At 65.8% G+C, this 21,203-nt stretch carries 28 protein-coding genes; 14 read left to right on the top strand and 14 right to left on the bottom strand.

The genetic code is table 11. The features are described 5' to 3' along the window. Nucleotides 1–52: 52 nt before the first annotated feature. From pqqA to Q7J58_RS18435, 9 genes are all read left to right on the top strand, one after another. Nucleotides 53–127 carry a pyrroloquinoline quinone precursor peptide PqqA gene (gene pqqA / locus Q7J58_RS18475; protein ID WP_068167214.1) on the top strand — a complete coding sequence of 25 codons (75 nt, stop codon included), beginning with the start codon at nt 53–55 and terminating at the stop codon, nt 125–127. An 83-nt stretch (nt 128–210) separates the two neighbouring features. Further along, entirely contained in the window at nt 211–1,128 is a 918-nt protein-coding gene (pqqB, locus tag Q7J58_RS18470; protein WP_304831085.1) for a pyrroloquinoline quinone biosynthesis protein PqqB, read from the top strand. A gap of 11 nt (nt 1,129–1,139) precedes the next feature. Then, on the top strand, nt 1,140–1,874 hold the full coding sequence (pqqC, locus tag Q7J58_RS18465) for a pyrroloquinoline-quinone synthase PqqC (RefSeq protein ID WP_304831084.1): 735 nt from the start codon (nt 1,140–1,142) through the stop codon (nt 1,872–1,874). Continuing rightward, nucleotides 1,871–2,134 carry a pyrroloquinoline quinone biosynthesis peptide chaperone PqqD gene (gene pqqD, locus Q7J58_RS18460; protein WP_304831083.1) on the top strand — a complete coding sequence of 88 codons (264 nt, stop codon included), beginning with the start codon at nt 1,871–1,873 and terminating at the stop codon, nt 2,132–2,134. Before pqqC ends, pqqD begins: the two co-directional genes overlap by 4 nt. Then, complete coding sequence (gene pqqE, locus Q7J58_RS18455; protein WP_304831082.1) at nt 2,118–3,263, top strand: pyrroloquinoline quinone biosynthesis protein PqqE; 1,146 nt, start codon at nt 2,118–2,120, stop codon at nt 3,261–3,263. Before pqqD ends, pqqE begins: the two co-directional genes overlap by 17 nt. Continuing rightward, complete coding sequence (locus tag Q7J58_RS18450; RefSeq protein ID WP_304831081.1) at nt 3,260–4,036, top strand: hypothetical protein; 777 nt, start codon at nt 3,260–3,262, stop codon at nt 4,034–4,036. Before pqqE ends, Q7J58_RS18450 begins: the two co-directional genes overlap by 4 nt. Continuing rightward, entirely contained in the window at nt 4,011–4,622 is a 612-nt protein-coding gene (locus Q7J58_RS18445; protein ID WP_304831080.1) for a hypothetical protein, read from the top strand. Before Q7J58_RS18450 ends, Q7J58_RS18445 begins: the two co-directional genes overlap by 26 nt. Before the next feature lie 17 nt (nt 4,623–4,639). Further along, nucleotides 4,640–5,164 carry a hypothetical protein gene (locus tag Q7J58_RS18440; protein ID WP_304831079.1) on the top strand — a complete coding sequence of 175 codons (525 nt, stop codon included), beginning with the start codon at nt 4,640–4,642 and terminating at the stop codon, nt 5,162–5,164. Next, nucleotides 5,161–5,970 carry a hypothetical protein gene (locus Q7J58_RS18435; protein WP_304831078.1) on the top strand — a complete coding sequence of 270 codons (810 nt, stop codon included), beginning with the start codon at nt 5,161–5,163 and terminating at the stop codon, nt 5,968–5,970. The genes Q7J58_RS18440 and Q7J58_RS18435 overlap by 4 nt, the downstream gene beginning before the upstream one ends. An 11-nt stretch (nt 5,971–5,981) precedes the next feature. On the opposite strand, the gene Q7J58_RS18430 is transcribed toward Q7J58_RS18435, so the two are convergent. From Q7J58_RS18430 to Q7J58_RS18375, 12 genes are all read right to left on the bottom strand, one after another. After that, the gene (locus Q7J58_RS18430) at nt 5,982–6,182 is read right to left on the bottom strand and encodes a hypothetical protein (protein WP_304831077.1); all 201 of its coding nucleotides are present in this window, start codon (nt 6,180–6,182) and stop codon (nt 5,982–5,984) included. Between the two features lie 76 nt (nt 6,183–6,258). Further along, entirely contained in the window at nt 6,259–6,870 is a 612-nt protein-coding gene (locus Q7J58_RS18425; protein ID WP_304831076.1) for a HipA domain-containing protein, read from the bottom strand. A gap of 58 nt (nt 6,871–6,928) precedes the next feature. Beyond that, nucleotides 6,929–7,306 (bottom strand): hypothetical protein, encoded by a 378-nt coding sequence (locus Q7J58_RS23205; RefSeq protein WP_336623509.1) that lies wholly within the window; start codon nt 7,304–7,306, stop codon nt 6,929–6,931. Between the two features lie 126 nt (nt 7,307–7,432). Further along, on the bottom strand, nt 7,433–8,002 hold the full coding sequence (locus Q7J58_RS18415; RefSeq protein WP_304831075.1) for a hypothetical protein: 570 nt from the start codon (nt 8,000–8,002) through the stop codon (nt 7,433–7,435). Further along, nucleotides 7,999–8,385 carry a c-type cytochrome gene (locus Q7J58_RS18410; protein ID WP_304831074.1) on the bottom strand — a complete coding sequence of 129 codons (387 nt, stop codon included), beginning with the start codon at nt 8,383–8,385 and terminating at the stop codon, nt 7,999–8,001. The genes Q7J58_RS18415 and Q7J58_RS18410 overlap by 4 nt, the downstream gene beginning before the upstream one ends. 64 nt (nt 8,386–8,449) lie before the next feature. Beyond that, on the bottom strand, nt 8,450–8,773 hold the full coding sequence (locus tag Q7J58_RS18405) for a c-type cytochrome (RefSeq protein WP_304831073.1): 324 nt from the start codon (nt 8,771–8,773) through the stop codon (nt 8,450–8,452). An 85-nt stretch (nt 8,774–8,858) separates the two neighbouring features. Continuing rightward, complete coding sequence (locus Q7J58_RS18400) at nt 8,859–10,547, bottom strand: PQQ-dependent methanol/ethanol family dehydrogenase (protein ID WP_304831092.1); 1,689 nt, start codon at nt 10,545–10,547, stop codon at nt 8,859–8,861. Nucleotides 10,548–10,877: 330 nt separating this feature from the next. Further along, a complete protein-coding gene (locus tag Q7J58_RS18395; protein WP_304831072.1) occupies nt 10,878–11,894 on the bottom strand; it encodes a quinoprotein relay system zinc metallohydrolase 1 in 1,017 nt (338 codons plus the stop codon). Beyond that, a complete protein-coding gene (locus tag Q7J58_RS18390; RefSeq protein WP_304831071.1) occupies nt 11,891–12,694 on the bottom strand; it encodes a quinoprotein dehydrogenase-associated SoxYZ-like carrier in 804 nt (267 codons plus the stop codon). Before Q7J58_RS18390 ends, Q7J58_RS18395 begins: the two co-directional genes overlap by 4 nt. Next, a complete protein-coding gene (locus tag Q7J58_RS18385; protein WP_304831070.1) occupies nt 12,691–13,536 on the bottom strand; it encodes an ABC transporter permease in 846 nt (281 codons plus the stop codon). The genes Q7J58_RS18390 and Q7J58_RS18385 overlap by 4 nt, the downstream gene beginning before the upstream one ends. Then, nucleotides 13,518–14,723, bottom strand: coding sequence for a branched-chain amino acid ABC transporter substrate-binding protein (locus Q7J58_RS18380; RefSeq protein WP_304831069.1), 1,206 nt, complete (start codon nt 14,721–14,723; stop codon nt 13,518–13,520). The genes Q7J58_RS18385 and Q7J58_RS18380 overlap by 19 nt, the downstream gene beginning before the upstream one ends. Continuing rightward, a complete protein-coding gene (locus Q7J58_RS18375) occupies nt 14,720–15,715 on the bottom strand; it encodes a PQQ-dependent catabolism-associated beta-propeller protein (RefSeq protein ID WP_304831068.1) in 996 nt (331 codons plus the stop codon). Before Q7J58_RS18375 ends, Q7J58_RS18380 begins: the two co-directional genes overlap by 4 nt. Nucleotides 15,716–15,909: 194 nt before the next feature. Between Q7J58_RS18375 and Q7J58_RS18370 the strand changes: the two genes are divergently transcribed. Genes Q7J58_RS18370 through Q7J58_RS18350 form a run of 5 tightly spaced genes read left to right on the top strand, consistent with a single transcriptional unit; the run spans nt 15,910 to nt 19,505 of the window. Next, on the top strand, nt 15,910–16,983 hold the full coding sequence (locus Q7J58_RS18370) for a tripartite tricarboxylate transporter substrate binding protein (RefSeq protein ID WP_304831067.1): 1,074 nt from the start codon (nt 15,910–15,912) through the stop codon (nt 16,981–16,983). Between the two features lie 48 nt (nt 16,984–17,031). After that, nucleotides 17,032–17,772, top strand: coding sequence for an ATP-binding cassette domain-containing protein (locus Q7J58_RS18365; protein WP_304831066.1), 741 nt, complete (start codon nt 17,032–17,034; stop codon nt 17,770–17,772). Between the two features lie 49 nt (nt 17,773–17,821). Continuing rightward, a complete protein-coding gene (locus Q7J58_RS18360; RefSeq protein ID WP_304831065.1) occupies nt 17,822–18,154 on the top strand; it encodes a YbjQ family protein in 333 nt (110 codons plus the stop codon). Continuing rightward, nucleotides 18,151–18,615 (top strand): YbjQ family protein, encoded by a 465-nt coding sequence (locus Q7J58_RS18355; RefSeq protein ID WP_304831064.1) that lies wholly within the window; start codon nt 18,151–18,153, stop codon nt 18,613–18,615. The genes Q7J58_RS18360 and Q7J58_RS18355 overlap by 4 nt, the downstream gene beginning before the upstream one ends. A gap of 29 nt (nt 18,616–18,644) precedes the next feature. Continuing rightward, on the top strand, nt 18,645–19,505 hold the full coding sequence (locus Q7J58_RS18350; RefSeq protein WP_304831063.1) for a M48 family metalloprotease: 861 nt from the start codon (nt 18,645–18,647) through the stop codon (nt 19,503–19,505). Between the two features lie 41 nt (nt 19,506–19,546). Here Q7J58_RS18350 and Q7J58_RS18345 read toward each other — a convergent pair whose 3' ends face one another. Continuing rightward, on the bottom strand, nt 19,547–19,924 hold the full coding sequence (locus Q7J58_RS18345; protein ID WP_304831062.1) for a DUF779 domain-containing protein: 378 nt from the start codon (nt 19,922–19,924) through the stop codon (nt 19,547–19,549). Between the two features lie 80 nt (nt 19,925–20,004). After that, on the bottom strand, nt 20,005–21,203 hold a 1,199-nt coding region (gene adh / locus Q7J58_RS18340), incomplete at its 5' end, for an aldehyde dehydrogenase (protein WP_304831061.1).

Raw genomic sequence — 21,203 nt, 5'->3', positions numbered from 1 at the left:
CTGACAAGTTAGCAGACATCTTTCGTGCCAACCCTTCCACCGGAGACAGACTATGCAATGGACCACCCCCGCTTTTACCGACTTGCGTTTCGGTTTTGAAATCACGATGTACATCGCCAACCGCTGAAAACAGCGGCTGTAACGCCCAAGCGCACGGCCACAAACCCGTGCGCTTTTTTCATCACCCCACCCCATCCCACAGGTTCGATCATGCGCATCCGGGTTCTCGGTTCATCTGCCGGCGGCGGCTTTCCGCAGTGGAACTGCAACTGCCCCAACTGCGACGGGCTGCGCCGCGGCACCCTGCGGGCACAAGCGCGCACCCAGTCGTCCATCGCGGTCAGCGCCGACGGCACCGACTGGCTGCTGGTCAACGCCTCGCCCGACATCCTGACGCAGATCGCCCAAGCGCCCGAGCTGCAACCGGCCCGCGCCATCCGCGACAGCGGCATCGCCGCCGTGCTGCTGATGGACGCGCAAATTGACCACGTGACCGGCCTGCTGATGCTGCGCGAGCGCAAAACGCCGCTGCCGCTGCTGGCCACGCCCGAGGTGTTTTCTGACATTTCCAGCGGTTTCCCCATCACCGGCATCCTGTCGCACTACTGCGGCGTGCAGCGCCAGGAACTGCCCATCGACGCCAGCGCGGTCCACATACCCGCCCTGCCCGGCCTGCAGCTGCACACCGTGGCGCTGTCGTCCAAGCCCCCGCCCTATTCCCCGTTTCGCGGCAACCCGCGCCCGGGCGACAACATCGGCCTGCTGATCACCAACCCCCAGACCGGCGCGAAAGCCTTCTACGCGCCGGGCCTGGCCGAAGTCACGCCCGCGCTGGTTGAGCTGATGAGCAACTGCGCCGTGGTGCTGGTGGACGGCACGTTTTGGACCCACGACGAAATGCAGCGCCTGGGTTTGTCGGCCAAGGCCGCGCTCGACATGGGCCACCTGCCGCAAAGCGGCCCCGGCGGCATGATCGAGCAGCTCGACCGCCTGCCCGCCGGTGTGCGCAAGGTCCTCATCCACATCAACAACACCAACCCCATGCTGGTGGAAGACTCCGACGAGCGCGCCGAACTCACGGCGCACGGCATCGAAGTGGCCCACGACGGCATGCAGATCACGTTCTAAAGAGCCCAGCCATGGAAATCGCCCAAGCCCTGCACACCGACAGCGCTCTTCCCGCCTGGAGCCCCGCTGCGTTCGAGGCCCAGTTGCGCGACAAAGGCCACAACTACCACATACACCACCCGTTCAACGTGCGCATGAACAGCGGCGGCTGCACGCCCGACGAGATCCGCTGCTGGGTGGCCAACCGCTTTTATTACCAAATTTGCATCCCGCGCAAAGACGCCGCCATTTTGGCCAACATGCCCGACCGCGCGCACCGCCGCCTGTGGATCGAGCGCATTCTGGACCACGACGGCCATGGCGACTTTGCGGGCTCGGCCGCGGGTGGCATCGAGGCTTGGACGCGCCTGGGCGAAGCGGTGGGCATTTCTCGGGAAGACCTGTGGTCGCTGCAAGGCGTGGCACCGGCGGTGCGCTTTGCCTGCGACGCTTATGTGAACTTCGCCGCCAAGGCGCCGTGGCAAGAGGCGGTGTGCTCGTCGCTCACCGAGATGTTTGCGCCGCAAATCCACAAAGACCGCCTGGCCACCTGGCCCACCCACTACCCCTGGATTGAGGCCAGCGGCCTGGCCTATTTCCGCAGCCGCATACCGCTGGCCAGCCGCGATGTGGAACACGGCCTGCGCGTCACGCTGGAGCACTTCAACACCCGCGCCGCGCAGCACCGCGCGCTGGACATCCTGCAGTTCAAGCTGGACATTCTGTGGAGCATGCTGGATGCGATTGAAAAGGCCAGCCAGCAATGAGCACGCTGCCCGAACGCCCCAAGCTGTCGCGCCGCTTCCGGCTGCAATTTGAGCCCGCGCAAAGCCGCTGGGTGCTGCTGTACCCCGAGGGCATGGTGCAGCTCAATGACAGCGCGGCCGAAATTCTGAAACGCTGCGACGGCCAGCGCAGCCTGCCCGACATCGTGACCGAGCTGGAGCAGGCGTTCAACGCTGAGGGTCTGGCGCCGCAGGTTCAGGCACTTCTTGAAGAAGGGCAACGCCGTGGCTGGATGGACTGACCCCCCCACCGTGGGCCAGCCGCTGTGGCTGCTGGCCGAGCTCACCTACAAGTGCCCGCTGCACTGCGTGTTTTGCTACAACCCCACGCAGCACACGCAAGTCAAAAACGAGCTGAGCACCGCGCAGTGGGTGGACGTGATGACCCAGGCGCGCCAGCTGGGCGCGGCGCAGCTGGGTTTTTCGGGCGGCGAGCCGCTGCTGCGCGACGACCTGGAAGAACTGGTGCAGGAAGCCCACCACCTGGGCTACTACACCAACCTCATCACCTCTGGCGTGGGCCTCACACCGGTGCGGGCCCAAAAGCTCAAAGACGCCGGGCTCGACCACGTGCAGCTCTCGTTCCAGGACTCCACCAAGGAGCTGAACGACTTTTTGAGCCACACCAAAACCTTCGACCTCAAACAGCGCGTGGCCCGGCTGATCAAGCAGCACGACTGGCCCATGGTGATGAACTGCGTGCTGCACCGGCACAACCTGCCGCACGTGGACAAGATCATCGAGATGGCGGTGGCGCTGGAGGCCGAGTACCTGGAACTCGCCAACACGCAGTACTACGGCTGGGCCTGGGTCAACCGCGACCACCTCATGCCCACCCACGCCGAGCTGCTGGAGGCCGAGGCCGTGGTCAACCGATTCCGCGCCGAACAAGAAGGCAAGACCGGCCCCAAATGCCGTGTGCTGTTCGTGGTGCCCGACTACTTCGAGGAGCGCCCCAAGGCCTGCATGAACGGCTGGGGCTCGGTGTTCCTGTCCATCGCACCCGACGGCCTGGCCATGCCCTGCCACAACGCACGCGACCTGCCCGGCCTGCAGTTGCCCAACGTGAAAGACACGCCGATTGCCGACATCTGGCAACGCAGCCACGCCTTCAACGCCTACCGGGGCGACCGCTGGATGAAGGCGCCCTGCCGGACCTGCGACGAGCGCCACAAAGACTTCGGCGGCTGCCGCTGCCAGGCGTTTCTGATCACCGGCGACGCCACCGAGGCCGATCCGGTGTGCAGCAAGTCGCCGCACCACCACAAGGTGGTCCAGGTGGTGAAGAACGCACCCGCGCGGCGCAACATCCCCATCGTGTTCCGCAGCGACGCCGAGTCCCGCCTGTTGCACCCCGCGCCGCCCGCATGAAGCCAAGCGCCTCGGCCAGCAGCGCACACCACCGCATGCTCGGTGCCGCGCTCGTGCGCCACCTGCCCGGCGCACGCCACAGCCCGCTGGCGCTGGAGCGCACCGAACAAGGCCTGTTTCTGCTCTGGCTGGCCTACATGGGCTTGCTGTTGTTCGGCGCCTGGCTGCTGTGGCAGGCGGGCGCCTGGCACCGGCTGGTGCACGCCGACCCCACCGGGCTCACGGTCACCATCGTGCTGCTGTTTCTGGGCTGCTCGCTCTGGGCCGGGCGGCGCGCCTGGGTGCTGGGCCAGCAGCGCCTGTGGCTGGATGCCCAGCTCGGCACCACGCCACAGCCACAACCCGATTGCTGGAGCGCCGAATACCAACAAGGCTGTGCCCGCCCGGGGGCCGACCCCACCATCTGGCTGCAAATACTGGGCGAGCGCGCCCACGGCCCGCACGAAATGGCCTGGTGGCTCAACGGCATCCAACTCAAGCTCGGCCTGCTGGGCAAGGTGATCGGCTTTTCCATCCTCGCGCTGCAGCTCGGGCAAATGGACAGCTTCGACGCCAGCCAGTCGTCGCAATTGCTCAAGAACCTCACCGGGGGTTTGGGCATCGCGTTGCTCACCACCGTCACCGGCTTGGCGGGCAACATCCTGCTCGGCCTGCAACTCATGCGGCTCGACCGCTTTGCCGACGCCCTCGTGGCCGACACCCTGGCCGCCCAGCCCACGCCAACCGCACCCACACAGGAGCCGCCCCATGGCGATTGGCCGCGCGGTCCGTGACACCGAAACCGACCCGTTCTACGACATGTTGTTCAACATGTTGATCGCCTTCGTCTTTTGCTTCGTCATCGCCCTGCTCGCCTTCAACCCCAAAGCCCGCAAGTCGGGCGACATACCGGCCAAGGCCGAATTCATCGTCACCGTGTCCTGGCCCGACAACAACCCCAACGATGTGGACGCCTGGGTGCTGGAGCCCGGCGGCAAAACCCTGTGGTTTCGCCAGCGCGACGCGGGCATGGTCCACCTCGACCGCGACGACCGGGGCGCCAAAAACAGCAGCGTCATCGTCAACGGGCGCGAAATCAGCAGCCCCATCCGGCAAGAAATCGTCACCCTGCGTGGCCTGGTGCCGGGTGAATACGTGGTCAACGCCCACTACTACGAAAGCAAAGACAAGCTCCCGGTGGACGTGTCGGTGGCGGTGGTCAAGGTCAACCCACAGGCCGAAATCGTCTTCACCGGCACCCAACAAATACCCGCCAAAGGCGACGAGCGCACCCTGGTGCGCTTCAGCATCGACGAAGGTGGCCGCGTCATCGACATCAACACCCGGCCCCTCACCATCGTGCAACGCGCGGGCCTGTGAGCCCCAGAAAAACCACCATGATCCCTGCCGTTTCGTCCCAGTTGCTGCTGCTCGTGCTGATGTACGCGCTGCTGGCGTTTTTGCTGCTCTGCCTGTGCCTGGCCACGCGCTGGCCGTGGGCGGTCAAAGGCGCCATGGTGCTGCTGGTCAGCGGCTTCTACGTGTTGGGCCACCACACGCTGCAAGGCATTGCCGGCTGGCCCAGCGACGACGCCCTGCCCCAGCGCTTCGTGCTGCTCTCGGCCGTGTTCGACGAACCCAGCCTGGGCCGGGGCCACAAAGGCGCCATCTACATCTGGGTCAACCCCATGAAGGACAACGCCCCGCTGGACATGCCCCGCGTGCACCGCCTGCCCTACGAAAAAGACCTGCACCGCATCCTGGGCGACGGCCTGAAAAAAGCCCGCGAAGGCAACACCCAGATGGGCAGCACCGAACCCAAACGCGGCCAAGGTGGCCTGGCCTGGCTGCTGCCCGCCAGCAACGACCAGGTCGAAATCAAACTGAGCGACCTGCCGCGCGCGCAGCTGCCTGAGAAATGATGACCCCCTCTGCGCCGCTTCGCGTCTTCCCCCCCCAAGGGGGGGACGCAGCCTGTGGCCCGGCCAAGCCGGTTCCACGGCTGCCGCTGGGTGAAGACGCTCCGCTAGGTGCCTCTGGCACCGTGTTTGGCGTGCTCGCTGTGATCGTGGCGCTATCTGGCTGCGACGGCCGCAACCTCGGCAACCCCTGGTTCCCCCTGCGCGAAGGCGAGCAACACACCCTGGCCGTGCAATTCATCGGCGACGAACCCCGCGCGCCCGAACAGTGGACCCTGCGCGTCACCGCCCCCACCACCTTTCAAGACCAGCCCGTGGCCGTGCGCCACCACTCGGCGGGCGTGAGCTATTACCTGTTGAGCGACGACCAAGGCATCCGCCGCATCGCCACCCGCACCGACATCGACAACGAACCCAGCGCCGACGCCGAACCGTTCTGGGTGCTGAAAGCCCCCTACCAGGTGGGCACCGAATGGACCACCCCCACCGTGCCCTACCTCATTCAGCGCAAAAACGAACACCCGCGCGACCTGAAATACACCCACAAAGCGCAGATGACCTGGCGCATCGAAGCCGTGGACGACCGCGTGAAACTGGCCAACGGCCATGAAGTCCAACCCTGCCTGCGCGTGGTGGGCGAAGCCCGGCTGAACCTCTACACCGACCCGGTGAATGGTTTTACCGACGTGCCCCTGATCAGCCGCGAGTGGTATTGCCAGGGCCAAGGGCTGGTGAAGCTGGAGCGCGAAGAAAAAGTGCCCAACGGGTTTTTGACGGGCGGCGTGCTCAGCGCCGAGTGGGTGCGCTGAAAGCCGCGCATTCAGTGCGTTTTCGGCGTCGACCGCTGCCGACGCTTGAACCGCAGAAACACCCCCAAGGCCACCAGCAGCAACAGCCCAGCCAGGTAAACCTGCCCCACGAAAGCCACAAAGACAGCGCTGGAGAATAGCCCGAAGGTCACAGCAACCCGTAGCAGATCCGCCAGGACCAGCAAAGCACTCTTTTTGTCATTGGGAGTCATGCTATCCGGCATCAACAAGTCCTGTTGGGTAAATAGGCCATTTGATCGCAAAACAGCAGTCACGGGTCCAGCCGAGTCACGATTTTTTTGCCGTGTTCGACACCACCCACAACCGCAACTTTTCCAGAAACACCCGCCCGCTGGGCGCGAGCAGCGGCTCTACCTCATCACACGCACCTTGTAACGCAGCGGGCAACCGCTGGGCGAGCTCGGCTGCGGTCCTCAGCAGAAACGGCGCACCCATACCCCAATCGCGAGCCAGCGCGGCCACCTGCTCGCGACCCACCTGGCCGGGCAACACTTCACCGTCCAGACTGAACGCGAATTCACGCGAAAGACCCGGGTAGATGCGGGTGCACATCAGGTCGTAAAACGGGGTAAGCCGCACGCCAACACCGGGAAGCTCATAGACAGACAGGTTCTTGGCGTGGCTGTCGTTGTTACCGGTCAAGAGGTTGAAGAACACCCACTGCACAAGATGGAGCAAGTCCAACGCGGGCTGGCTGCTGGCGCTGCGAACGATGGTGGCACACGCGGCAAGACTGGGGCCACCTTCTTTCTCATACTTTTTTGCAGACACCGTGCCGGCGAGCTGACACAGGTCGTACTGGATCAGACGGTCGAGCCCTCCGTCGGCCCGCACCACCCGGTCGAACCGGCGCACGACGCAGGCGCGAGCGGTTCGCAAAACACGTCGGCGGTGGGCAGGCCGCAGCGTGCGGCGGTGCGGATGATCACGGCTTCGTTCACCGCAGACTCGCACACTTTGGCCAGGCGGCGGATAACAGCACGAAGCCACCGGCTGTGTCGCCCGCCACTTCGAGCAGCATGGCGAACAGCGTGGAGGCTTTGCGCAGCCCGCTGAGGTACACACGCAACGCGCCTTCAGGCAATAGATTTTCACCCAGCAGATCCAGCACCTTTTGCAGCTGCACGGTGGGCTTGCCGTTTTCCAGTTCGACGATGAAGCGGTTGCCCGTGTTGCCCAAGCTCGCCACGTCGAGCTGCCGCAGGGCGAGCCGGGTTCGCTGGCTGCGCACAAGAGCGCCCAGCGCGGCAGCGGTCTTGATGGGCGACTCCACAGCCGGCGAATGACCGAGCGGGATGTTTGAGGGTGCGGGCATGGCGATTCAGTCGAAAGATGACCTATCGGTAATTTTTCTGACTCGCTGACTCGTGGTCAAGAAAAAAATGGCCTTGCGGTCATTTTCAAAAATAGGACGTGGCTGACCAGTACCCGGCCCGCCGTCTCACTCAATACGCAACTGCTGCACCCAGCGTGCACCGGGGGTGAAATCGTCGCGGTCAAACGCACCGTAGGATGGCTCGTTGGGGTTGTCGGGTGGCACACCGATGCGGTTGAGGTCCACCGCTTGCGGGGTACCCACCAACCCAGTGGGCGTGACCGTGAATTTGAAAATCATGCCGTTCCAGAGCTTGGCGCCGAAGTCGGCGGGCTGCTTGAAGAAGAACAGCAGGCTGTGCTCCAGCCATTGCAGTTGCCCCGCCGACGCTGTGCCCGGCTGCGGGTAGGGGTACGGTACGAAGCAGGTGATTTCTTGTGCCGCTGGCAGGCACTTGAACTCGCGCATGGACAAAAAATGGTCTTGCATCACCTGGGGGTCGATGCGGACCGCAAAACGGGCCGGCGCACCACCGGCCTGCGCGGTGAAGCTGACGGTGCCGATGCGGGTTTGGACGCCATCGCGGGCGACCGCGATCAGGGCTTTGTCGCCCTGAAAGTCGAATGCCCACAGGAGACTGGGCGCAGCCAGTGCGGCGCCCAGCAGCAGGGCTGACAAACCCGCAGCGCGGCTCACTTGAGCGACAGGATCCAGTACACCACCTGGCGGGCGTCGCTTTCGGTGATGGCGACGGCGTTGGGCGGCATGGCGATGCCAGCGGCCTTGTTTTTCCAGTGGCTGGCATACGGGTTGGAACCTTCCAGCACCACCCGCGTGAGGAAGTCGGCCGCGCCGGGCTTGCCGCGGTACTGCGCCGCCACGTCTTCCCAGGCCGGCCCGATGGGCAGTTGCCCGCCCTTGAGGTCTTGGTGGGACACGGTGTGGCAGGCAAAGCAACCGGCGCCCGCCGCTGTTTTCTTGGCGGTCTCTTCAACAGAGGCGGTCTGTGCCTGCGCGGCCAGTGCGGTGCAAGCCAGTGCCAGGGCTGCCCAACGAAGGGGGAAGGTGTGAAGGGTCATGGTGTGGTGCTCTGAGGTGGGGAAAGAAGCCCGTCGAAACCGGGGTGGGCCCGCTGGGTGCGCTTCACGGCTTTTGAGCCATCACCCAGGTGGCCATGGTTTTGAGGTCGTCGGCAGCGAGGCTGGCGTGTGGCGGCATGGGGATGCGGCCCCACTTGCCGCGCGAACCGTTGCGCACGCTCTGCGCCAAGGCATCGGCCGCATCGGCCTGGCCGGCGTATTTCGCGGCGATGGCCTGAAAAGAAGGGCCCACCACTTTTTCATCTTTGGCGTGGCAGGTCATGCAGCCACTGGCCTTGAGCAGGTCCAGGGTGTCTTTGTCGTTCTGCGCCCAGGCTGAAGACAGCCCCATCGTCAGCAGCAGGAGGGAAACGGCTTGGTGTTTCATGTCGAGAGGTCATCAGGAACCCTCCACCGCCGCCAAGGCGGGCCGTGAAGGGTTCGGGGTTGGAATCAGCGAAGGCTGGGGGGTGTTACTTCAGGAGCTTGAAGGTCCAGACCGAACCGCCCTGCTCCAGGAAGTTGACCTTCTTGGCCACTTCACCGCCCCACAGCGGCACCGCGCCACCCCAGCCGGAGACCACGCTCACGTACTGCTCGCCACCTTCGGTCCAGGTGATGGGCGGTGCCACCACGCCGGAGCCGGTCTGGAACTGCCACACCACCTTGCCGGTCTTGGCGTCGGCGGCTTTCAGGTAGCCCTCGGGCGTGCCCCAGAACACCAGGTCGCCTGCGGTGAGCACACCCCCCCACAGCGGGGCGTTGTTCTTCACTTCCCATTCCACTTTGCCGGTCTTGGGGTTGATGGCGCGCAGCGAGCCGATGTGGTCGTCAAACAGCGGCTTGATGGTGAAGCCCGCGCCCAGGTAAGCCGCGCCTTTTTTGTAGGTGATGGGCTCGTTCCAGATCTCCATGCCCCATTCGTTGGTGGGCACGTAGAAGAAACCGGTCTTGGGGCTGTAGGCCATGGGCATCTGGTTCTTGCCACCCAGGAAACCCGGGGCGGAGAACACGGCTTTGCCTTTGGAACCATCGCCACCGGCTGCGGTGGGGTCGCCCGGGCGGTTGGCGGGGTCGAAGTTCGGACGGCCGGTTTTCAGGTCGATGCCGGTGGCCCAGGTCACTTTCTTCACAAACGGGAAGGCGTTGATGAGCTTGCCGGTGGCCGCGTCGTTCACATAGAAGAAGCCGTTGCGGTCGGCCTTGGCGCCCACGCGCTGGCCGTCCATGTCGAAGGTGACGAACTCGTTCACGCCGTCGTAGTCCCAGCCGTCGTTGGGCGTGCTCTGGTAGTGCCAGACGATCTTGCCGGTCTTCACGTCAATGGCCACGGTGGAGGCCGAATACAGGTTGTCGCCCTTGCGCACATGGCTGTTCCAGGGGCCGGGGTTGCCGGTGCCGAAATACGCCAGACCGGTTTTGGGGTCGTAGCTGCCACCCAGCCAGGGGGCTGCGCCACCGGTCTTCCAGGTTTCGCCGGGCCAGCTGGCGTTGGTGGTGCCGGTGATGCCGTTTTCCTGGCCGTCTTTGTAGCCCATGTGGCCTTCCACCACGGGGCGCACCCAGACCATCTTGCCGGTCTTGGGGTCGCGCGCTTCCACGCGGCCAACCACGCCAAATTCACCGCCCGACAGGCCGGTGATCAGCAGGCCTTCGGCGATCAGCGGGGCGGCGGTGTAGCTGTAGCCCGCGCTGTAGTCGTCGATCTTTTCGCGCCACACCACCTTGCCGGTGTTCTGGTCCAGGGCCACCAGCTGGGCGTCCAGGGTACCGAAGATGACGAGGTTGTCGTAGAGCGCCGCGCCGCGGTTGATCACGTCGCAACAGGGCATGATGCCTTCGGGCAGGCGGTGCTCGTATTTCCAGAGCTTCTGGCCGGTCTTGGTGTCCACGGCGTAAATGCGCGAGTAGGAGGCGGTGACGAACATCTTGCCGTTGTGCACCAGCGGCTGCGACTGCTGGCCGCGCTGCTTTTCACCCCCGAACGACATGGACCACGCGGGCACCAGGCGGTTGATGTTTTTGGCATTGATGCCCGTCAGGGACGAATGGCGCTGGCCTTGGGTGCCCAGGCCCCAGCTCAAAACGTTGTCGGGCGTGGCGGCGTCGTTGGCAATCATGGCGTCGGTCACCTGGGCGCCGACGTGGGCCGTGGCGGCCATGACCAAAAGGCTCAAAAGGGTGCGTTTCACAGTGTTGTCTCCTGCTCGTTTGTGGGGTTGATGGGCACAGTGCCCGGTCCTTGGTGAACTACCGACCCTCCGGTCCGTGGGTTCCACTGGCACAAGATGGCAACAACTGTGCCAAGCCCCGAAACGGTTTTTTGCCCCCACCAACGCCTGAAAACCCCTGCTTTTGCGCCGAACTGCGCCAGCCACTGTTCAACCCGTGGGGGTGTGCCGTGACACTGTTCAAAAATGGGTCAACACCTTTTGCAGACCTGCAACACACGGGCAACTCCCCCTGCGCGGCGGGGTGCTGCCCGCCACGCGTCAGGGCTGACGCGGCGGGGCGGCCAGCGCCCGCAGTTCGTGGTGGGGATACCACTGGGTCAGGCTGCGGTGCAGCTCGGCGGGTTGCGCGGCCCAGCGGGCAAAACGCTCGGGCACCGGGGCGCGCAGCACCTCGCCCAGGTCCAGCCCGCGCTCGGCGCTCTCTTGCATGTGGCGGGTGAGCCAGCGCAACCAGTCGCGCGTTTGTTGAATGCCCGCCGCGCCGGTGTGCACCGGGCCGTGGCTGGGCACGACCTGTTTCACCGCGCCGCTGGCGAGCCAGCCATCCAGCGCGTCCAGGCTGGCCAGCCATGGTGCAAAGTCGGCGTGGGGCGTGGTGGGCACGCGCTCGGCAAACACCAGCCCGCCCGCAAACAGCACGCCGGTGGTGTGGTCGAGCAACACCAGGTCGTCGGCGGTGTGGCCCTGCAGGCGCCGCAGCTCCAGCGTGTGGCTGCCCAGTTGCAGCGTTTTCGGCAGGCTTGTCGGGTCGATGGCATCGCGGGCGGGGGTGGACTCGGTGCCCTTCATCCAGTCGCCGCACAGGCGGTACAGGTTGTCGGCGTAGGCCGCGCCTTCGGCCTGCATGCCGGCCACGCTGCCGGCCAGGGCTTGGGTGGGGCGGTCGGCCCAGGCCTGGTTGCCAAAGAAGTAGTCGGGGTGCAGGTTCAGGTTGAACACCTGCACCACCGGCTCAAGGGTGGTGCGCTCAATGGCCTGGCGCTGCTGTTCGCCGTACAGGCGCGAAGGCCCCGTGTTCACCACCACCACGCCCGCGCCAGTGGCAATGAAGGCGGTGTTGATGATGTTGCAGCCGTTGGCGCGGCTGAAGTCGTCCACCGCGCCTTCCATCACCCAGGTGCGCGGCGCAATCTGGCGCGGCTGCAGGTCGTAGGCCAGCCGGGCCATGTCGGGTTGGGACACCCCGGGAGGAACCGGCCGTTGGGCCTGTGCGGCACAGGCCCATGCGGCAACGGCCACGCACACCACGCGCTTGAATCGGTGAGCGGCGCTCATGCGGCCACCTCGGCGTTGATGCGGTTGCCGTTGTTGTCGCGGCCCACCAGGCGCAGACCGCTCAGGGGTTGCGGGGGCAGCTCGAAGGTGATGAGCGGGTTTTCAGACACCGGCTCGTGCAGCGCCAGCTTGAACCACACCTGGCCGGTGCTGTCCTGCAACTGCAGGTCTTGCAGGTAGAACGCGGGTATGCCGGCCACCAGCCCGGTGTCCATGGGGTGCATGACGCGCACCCGCAAGCGCCGGCTGCCTTCGAGCACGTTGTTGAAAAACCGCGCCTGCACCTGGCCCAGGGTTTTGCTCCACGAGCCGTCGGCGCGGGTCACGCCCGGCACCGTGCAGCCGCCGCCCGCGGCCTGCACCCAGGTGCTGCCCACATGCCACTGGCCGTCGCGCGTCTGCACAAAGGCGCGCACGGGCGAGGCCTGTTCCATGCGGATGCGAAAGGCCAGCATGGGCAGCGCACGCAAGGGCTCGAAGTCCAGCACCTGGCGCACCGGGTTGCGGTCCACCGCCACACGGATGCGCGCCACGCCACCGGCCACGTTATCGAGCCCGCGCGCGTCCACCAGCAGCGGCACGTTCATCGCGTCGTCGGCAAAGGCCGGACCCTTGATCACCACCGCGTCGGAGAACTTCGCGTTGGCCTTGCCGATGGTCTGCTCGCGCAGGCTGGGGTATTGCATGGAGCCCAGCGGATCGCCGCCGGTGGGGTCGTCTTGCGCGCGAAGCGCGGCGGGCAGCAGCGCCACCATCAAGCCGCGGCCCAGCACGGAACGGCGTTGAATGAACGGACTCATCCGCCACCTCCTTTGCTCTTGACCCAGCCGCGCTGGGGGTCGTAGCCCCACAAAGCCGCAACAAAGAAAGCCACAGAGCACCCGAGCACGACCGACCACGACAGCGCCGTGAACTGCCCCACCAAGGCAAAGCGCATGGCCTCCACCGCGTGGGTGAACGGGTTCCACTGGGCCAGCTGGAGCAGCCACCAGGCGCCCGACTCTTCCAGCTTCCACAGCGGGTACAGCGCCGGGCTGATGAAAAACATCGGAAAAATCACGAAGTTCATGGTGCCGGCAAAGTTTTCCAGCTGCTTCACGTACACCGACAACATGAGCCCCAGGGCAGCCAGCAGCGTGGCACCACAAGCCATGGCCAGCAGCAGCCCCGGCAGATTCGCCAGCGGCACCTCCACCCCAAAAACCCAGGCAATGGCCAGGAACACCGCCATTTGCAGCACCGACAGACAGGTGCCCGCCAGCAGCTTGAAGGCCAGCAACCAGCCGCGCGCCAGCGGCGCGGTGAGCAGCAGGCGCATCACGCCCATTTCGCGGTCGTACACCATGGAGAGCGAGCTTTGCATGCCGTTGAACAAAGCCACCATGCCCAGCAGCCCCGGCACCATGTAGGCCTTGTATTCCACGTAGGTTTCGTAAGGCGGCACGATGGCCACGCCAAACACGTTGTTGAACCCGGCCGAAAACACCACAAACCACAACAGCGGGCGCACCAGCGCCGAACCCAGGCGCGTGGGCTGGCGCAAAAACCGGTTGAGTTCGCGGCCCACCACGGCGCGCAAAGCCCGCAGCAGGTGCAGCGGCAACGAAGGCGGTGCGAAGGTGTTCAAGGCGGTGTTTTGCATGCACTTTCCTGTTGGTCCACGCCCAGTGTGTCGAGCACTTCCTTCGGATGCAACACGCCTTCCAGCGGTGCGGTGCCCACCACGCCGTCCACATGGCTCACAAACAGCGGCTGGCGCAGCTGGCCGTCCCAAGCGCGGAACGACAGCCGGGGGCCTTTGAAGCCGTCGATGAACACCGCGCCGCCCCGCAAGGCCTTGAGCTGCTGCGCCACCGGTGCCTTGGGCGCCGCCACCAGCACCGCCGCCACCGCCCGACCCGCCACCCAGGCGGCCCAGTCGTGGCCCTGCATGGGCCGCTTGGCGAGTTTGAAAAAACGCCGGCTCAGCTGCGGGCCGCCGTTGCGTTCCCACTGCGGGTGCCAGGCCGCCGCCACCAGGCCGCTGGCGCCCACCACCGGGCGCGGCCACTGGGTGGCATAGGGCACGGTGCGGGCAAATTCGCCGTCGCTGTCCATCACCGCAACCAACTCGTGTTCGCGCTCGCCGGTGAGCAGGCGGGTGTTGCCCAGGTCGCGCTCGCGCGGGTCGCCGGTGAGCTTGAACGGCTTGTGCTGCGTGATCTTGATGCCGTAGCGCTTGGCCGAGCGGTTGAACGCTTCGGCCTGCAAGGCATCGCCCGGCAGCGGCCCTTGCAGCACCAGCGCCTTGCGCCAGTTGCGCCCGGCCAGGTACTGCGCCAGCGCGTCGCTGAACATGGCGCGGCTGGGGTAGGTGTGCAGCAGGTGGGCGGCGCACTGTTGCGCGCGCAGGCGGTCGTCGTCCAGTCCGGTGTTGAACACCACCGTGCCACCCAGCGCGGCGGGCGCGGCCTGCACCAGTTGCTGCAGTTCGGTCAGCGGCAGGTCGGCCACCACATACTGCACCTTGGCGGCCTTGAGTTCGACCAAGGCCTTGGGCAACGCAGCGGCGTTGGGCAACACCACGTCTTTGACATCCAGCACCAGCCCGGCAGCGTCCAGCTCAAAAGCGGAATCGTCGGCCGCCAGCTTCACGCCGTCCACCGCGCGGCCCGTGGGGTGGCCGGGGTAGGCGCGCTCCATGCGCCTGGCCACGTGGCGCGCATCGCCGTCCAGCGACACCACCGCGATGGTGACCTGGGTGGCCGCATGTGCGGGCAAGGCGCCCCCAGCGCACAACCCCAACAGGGCCAGGCCGCAGGCGCTCCTGGCCACAGTCAGCCAGGTCATTGCCCCACCAGCACGGTGTGCGGCACACGCCCGGCCGGCACCGTGCGGATGGCCTTGGCGCTGGCGGCGTCGATCAGCGTCATGTCGTCCGACAAGCCGTTGGTCACATACAGGGTTTTGCCGTTCGGGTGCATGGTCAGGCCCCAGGCCCGCTTGCCCACCAGCACCAGGTTTTTCACGGCCTTGGTGGCCACATCCACCTCGGCCACGTGGTTGGCCTTGCCCAGGCCGACCCACATGCGCTGGCCGTCGGGGCTGAGCGTCATGCCCACTGGGGTGATGTCGGCCTCGCGCATGCCTTTGACGGTGAACTTGATCTTCTGCTTTTCGGTGTGTGTTTTGGTGTCCACCACGCTCACCGTGGCGTCGAGTTCGTTGGTCACCCACAGTTCGGCACCGCCAGCGGCCAGCACAAAACGGCGTGGGCGCTTGCCCACCTGGATGTTCTGGGTGACTTTCTTCGTGCCCAGGTCGATCACGTGGACCACGTTGGCCACCTCGGACGTGACGTAGGCGGTTTTGCCATCGGGCGTCACCAGCACGCCCTCGGGCTCGCCACCGGTTTTCACCTGAAACAAGGGTTTTTTGCTGGCCAGGTCGTAGGCGGCCATCAGGTTCTCGTCCTCAATCGACACATAGGCGGTCTTGCCATCGGGGCTCAGGTCAAACATCTCGGGGCTGTCGCCCAATGGCAGGGTGCCCGTCATCTTGGCGGTGGCCACATCGACCAGGCCCATGGCGTTGCTGTCGCCGCAAATCACCAGAATCTGCTTGCCGTCGGCACTGAACGACATGTCGCGCGGGCGCTTGCACACGTCGATGGCGCCGGTGCGCTCGCCCTGGGTGTCGAACACGTAGAGCTTGTTGTCCTTTTCGCTGGACACATAGACCTTACCAGCGCTTTGTGCGTGGGCAGCACAGGCCAGCGTGGCGCTGAGGGCTGCAAACACAACGCAGCGCAAGGTGAAAGGCGCAGAGGCGCGACGGGTCATGGGGTGTCTCCTGGTGTTGTGAACGCGATGAAACGGGGTTCATTCGGCGGCGCGCATACACACGCGCCCCCCAACTTCTGCAAAAACGGTGCCAGCCAGCCGGGAACAGAACTTGCCTCAAATCCAGGCATTGACCGGTTATTTCAGGCACTTACAAGACCTTTTCCCAACGCCTGTGACACCCCGGCAGCCCCATGAGACACACACCGTCACACCCAGCGTTCAAAAATGTCACAGGGAAAACCCTTGACCTGTTCCAGCCCGGAAAAGCCCGCTGCACGCGCCGCCGCTGGGTGGCCCTGGGCGGCTTGCTCGCCCTGGCCTCGGCCTTGCCACGCGCACAGGCTCAGCCAAGCAACCCGGCTTCGTCGTGGCCCCACAGGCCGCTGCAACTGATCGTGCCCTGGCCAGCCGGTGGCGCCACCGACCTGACGCTGCGCCTCCTGTGCGAAGAAGCGCAGCCCCTGCTGGGCCAGCCCATCGTGGTCATCAACCGGCCCGGTGCAGCCGGCACGCTGGTGGCCCATTTGCTCAAGATGGCCGAGCCCGACGGCCACACCATCGGCCAGGTGCCCATCACGGTGTACCGCCACGCCCTCATGAACCACGTGCCCTGGAACCCGCTCACCGACCTCAGCCCCATCGTGCAGGTGTCGGGCGTCACGTTTGGCGTGCTGGTGCCCCAAAGCAGCCCCTGGAAAAGCCTGAACGATCTGGTGCGGTGGGCGCAGCAGCACCCCGGCGAACTGATTCTGGGCTCCACCGGCATCGGCACCACGGCCCACCTCGCCATGGAAGCCATCTTGCTGCAGCACCAGGTGCGCTACGTGCACGTGCCCTACAAAGGCACCGCCGACCAGATGCTCGCCGTGGCCGCCGGGCAGCTCATGGCCGGGGTCAACTCCACCGGGTTTGCGCCCTGGGTCGATCGCGGCCAGATGCGCCTGCTGGCCACCTTCAGCGCCCAGCGCAGCCCGCGCTGGCCCGACGTGCCCACCCTGAAAGAACTGGGCTACGAACACGCGGTCTACACCTCGCCCTGGGGTCTGGCCGCACCCCACGGCACACCCGATGCCGTGGTGCAAAAACTGCACGACGCCTTTCGCCAGGCCATGTTCAGCGAGCGCCACCAGCAAGCGCTGGCGCGCTACGATCAACAGCTGGACTACCTGAACACCGCCGACTACCGCCAGGCCGTGCAAGACACGGTGGAGCGCGAACGGCGCCTGCTCCAGCGCATGAACCTGCTGGCCAAGCCCGCCCACTGAGAGGCAAAGCGTCTTTCGCTCATGCCCGCTCATCACCCCAGAAACCCCATGACGGAACACCCCCTGCTGAGCGCCCACGACCTGCACAAGGCCTATGCCGGCAAACCCGCGCTCAAAGGCGTCAGCGTGGCGCTGCAAGCGGGCGAAATGCTGGCTTTGCTGGGCCCCAACGGCGCCGGCAAGTCCACCCTGCTGCAGTTGCTCACCGGCCTTTTCAGCCCCGACCAGGGCCGCATCACCGTGGTGGGCCACGACATGCACCGCCAGCCCAGCCGCGCGCTGGCGGCGCTGGGCGTGGTGTTCCAGCAAAGCGCGCTCGACCTGGACCTGAGCGTGCAGGCCAACCTGCTGTTCCACACCGACCTGCACGGCATGCCCCGCGCGGTGGCCCGCCAGCGCATGGCCGACGGGCTGGCCGCCATGGGCCTGGGCAACCAGGCCGGCGCGGTGGTGCGCAGCCTCTCGGGCGGCACGCGGCGCAAGGTGGAACTGGTGCGCGCCCTGCTGCACCAGCCGCAGGTGCTGTTGATGGACGAGGCCACGGTGGGCCTGGACCCGGCCTCGCGCCAGCACCTACTCGACACCGTGCGCGGCCTGTGCCACACGCGCGGCATGGCGGTGCTCTGGGCCACGCACCTGATTGAAGAAGCCCAGGTGGCCGACCGCCTGATGCTGCTGCACCAGGGCACGGTGCGGTTTGACGGCAGCATCGACGCCTTCATGCAGGCCTCGCAGGGCGGCGACTTCCAGACCGAGGTGCTGCGCGCGCTGGACAAACCCGCGCTGTGAAAAAGAGGTGTGGCATCATTTTGGTTCCTCCACCCAGAAAGCCCCACACATGCTGATCAGCAACCTTGAAACCGCGCCCGGCCACCGCGTTGTGGCCCATCTGGGCATTGTGCAGGGCAGCACCGTGCGGGCCAAACACGCCGGCAAAGACATTCTGGCGGGCCTCAAAAACATCGTGGGCGGCGAGCTCAAAGCCTATACCGAACTCATGCAAGAAGCGCGCACAGAAGCCGTGGCACGCATGACGGCCGAGGCCCGGGCCCTGGGGGCCAACGCCGTGCTCAACGTGCGCTTTGTCACCACCAGCATCACCGCAGGCGCCGCCGAAATCCTGGCCTACGGCTCGGCCGTCACCATCGAGCCGATCCGGCGCCTGGCATGAACGCCAACTTCTGGTTCGAAACGTTCAACCTCTGGCTCCTGCTGGCCCTGCTGGTGGTCGGCTACGGTGCCGGTCGCTGGCAAGAGCGGCGCCACTACCGCAGCCTGCGCCTGCGCGAACTGTCGCTGCGCCATGTGGTGGCGCTCAACACCCGCTACGTGCCCGAGGGCGTGGACGCCAGCGGCGCGCAACTGGTCAGCGGCTCGGTGGTCATTTCGTCGGACTATTTCAAAACCTTTGTGGCCGGTTTCCGCGCGTTTTTCGGTGGCCGTTTTCGGGGCTACGAAACGCTGCTGGAACGCGCCCGCCGCGAGGCGCTGCTGCGCCTGAAGCAAGAAGCGCAGGCGGCCGGCGCCACGCTGGTGATCGGGGTGCGCTTCCAGAGCACCACCATTGCCGGCTCGTCCACGCCCTCGGTCGAAATCATGGCCTTCGGCACGGCGCTGCACACAGCGCCCTGAACCTGCCTTGAACCCGCCTTGAACCGGCCATGACCGCACCCCGACTGGAAAACCGGCTGCCCCCAGAAGACCTGCTGGAACGCGACGAGCACCCGCTGCGCGAACTGGCCTGGCTGCTGGCCGCCAGCGTGGCGGCCCTGGCCGCGCTGGTGCTGGTCACCGGCCTGGCGGCGCGCTGGCTGGCGCCCAGGCTGCCCTTTGAACACGAACTGGCCCTGGCCAACCGCCTGCTGCCGGTGACCGCGCCCGCCGATGCCGCTGCCGCCGCACGCCAGGCAGCGCTGCAGGCCTTGGCCAACCGCGTGGCGGCCACCCTGGCGCTGCCACCGGGCATGCAGGTGTTTGTGAGCGACGAGCCTTCGGAGCTGGTCAACGCCTACGCCACGGTGGGCGGGCGCATCCGCGTGTTCCATGGCCTGCTGCGCCAGCTGCAAAGCGAAGAAGCACTGGCGGCCTTGCTGGCGCACGAGATGGCACACGTCAAACACCGCCATGTGGCCGCGGGCATGGGGCACGGCCTGGCGGTGGTGCTCACACTGTCGGTGGTGGCACCCGAGGGCGCGGCGCAGGCTGCGCAGGGCCTGCTGAACGGCGCGGCCCAGCTCGCGCTGCTGGGCTATTCGCGCGAACACGAACGCCAGGCCGACGCCGACGCGCTGGCGGCCAGCCTGGCGCTGTATGGCCACGGCGGCGGGCTGGCCGAGCTGTTTGCGGTGCTGCCCCGCGCCGAAGCACCCGCCGGCACCGTGTGGCTGCGCAGCCACCCCGACACCGCCGAGCGGCTGGCCTTGCTACAAGCCGCAGCAGCGGCCCAAGGCGCCCAACTGACAGGCGCCACCACGCCACTGCCCCAGGCGCTGCGCGCGTTACCCGCCGCCGCCAAGCCCTGAAGAACGGTCTTTTTGCCCGGCCTGCCAACGGCGGGCGGTGTTTATGCAGCGGACCGGTCTTGCGCGTCCAACTCGGCCATCTCCTCGGCCGTGAACACCCGCGAGCGCGTGTGAAACGCCTTGCCCTCCGGCCCTTCCAGCGAAAAGGTGCCGCCATGGCCTTCGATCACGTCAATGATCAGCTGCGTGTGGCGCCAATACGCGTACTGCGCTTTGCCAATGTAGAACGGGCAGCCCCCAATGTGGCCCAGGTACACATCGCCCGCCCCCATGGTGATCTCGCCGGGCAAATAGCAGTTGGCCGCGCTGTTGTCGCAGCAGCCCCCGCTCTGGTGGAACATCAGCTCCGGGCCGTGCTTGGTTTTGAGAAATTCGATCAGCTCGACCGCAGCCGGTGTGGCCATCACTTTTTCAACCATCTCTTGTCTCCTGGTTTTGCAAAGGCAAAAAGGGGAGCTGTTGCCAGCCCCCCCTGTGATCTCAGGTCAGTACAGCCGGATCAGAAAAAGCCCAGCTTGTTTTCTGAGTAGGACACCAGCAGGTTCTTGGTCTGCTGGTAGTGGTCCAGCATCATCTTGTGGGTTTCGCGGCCAATGCCCGACTCTTTGTAGCCACCGAACGCGGCGTGCGCCGGGTAGGCGTGGTAGCAGTTGGTCCACACCCGACCGGCCTTGATGGCGCGGCCCATGCGGTAGGCCACGTTGCCGTTGCGGCTCCACACGCCAGCGCCCAGGCCGTACAGCGTGTCGTTGGCAATTTCCAGCGCTTCGGCTTCGTCCTTGAACGTGGTCACCGCCAGCACCGGGCCAAAAATTTCTTCCTGGAAGATGCGCATCTTGTTGTGGCCCTTGAACAGCGTGGGCTGCACGTAGTAGCCGCCGTCCAGGTCGCCGCCCATCTGGGCTTGCGCACCACCGGCCAACACTTCCGCGCCCTCTTCTTTGCCCAATTCCAGATACGACAAGATCTTGGTCAGCTGCTCTTTGCTGGCCTGCGCGCCCATCATGCTGTCGGTGTCCAGCGGGTTCTTTTGCTGGATGGCGGCCACGCGGGCCAACACGCGCTCCATGAACTTGTCGTAAATGCTTTCCTGAATCAGCGCGCGGCTGGGGCAGGTGCACACCTCGCCCTGGTTGAACGCGAACAGCACCATGCCCTCAATGGCTTTGTCCAGAAAGCCGTCGTCTTTGTCCATGATGTCGGCAAAGAAAATGTTGGGGCTCTTGCCACCCAGTTCCAGCGTGGCCGGAATCAGGTTGTTGGCGGCGGCTTGGGCAATCACACGGCCCGTGGTGGTGGAACCCGTAAAGGCAATTTTGGCAATGCGCTTGCTGGTGGCCAAAGGCATGCCCGCTTCGCGGCCGTAACCGTTGACGATGTTCAACACGCCAGCGGGCAGCAGGTCGGCAATCAGCTCGGCCAGAATCAGGATGGAAATGGGCGTGCTTTCTGCCGGCTTGAGCACCACGCAGTTGCCTGCGCCCAAGGCAGGCGCCAGTTTCCAGGCGGCCATGAGGATGGGGAAGTTCCAGGGAATGATCTGGCCCACCACGCCCCGCGGTTCCTGAATGTGGTACGCCACCGTGTTCTCGTCGATGTTGCTCAGCGCGCCCTCTTGCGCCCGCACACAGCCCGCAAAGTAGCGGAAGTGGTCCACGGTGAGCGGAATGTCGGCGTTCAGCGTTTCGCGAATCGCCT

It is taken from the genome of Hydrogenophaga sp., from assembly GCF_030656115.1.
Taxonomy (GTDB): Bacteria; Pseudomonadota; Gammaproteobacteria; order Burkholderiales; family Burkholderiaceae_C; genus Hydrogenophaga.
This window is presented reverse-complemented; position numbering and strand designations above follow the sequence as displayed.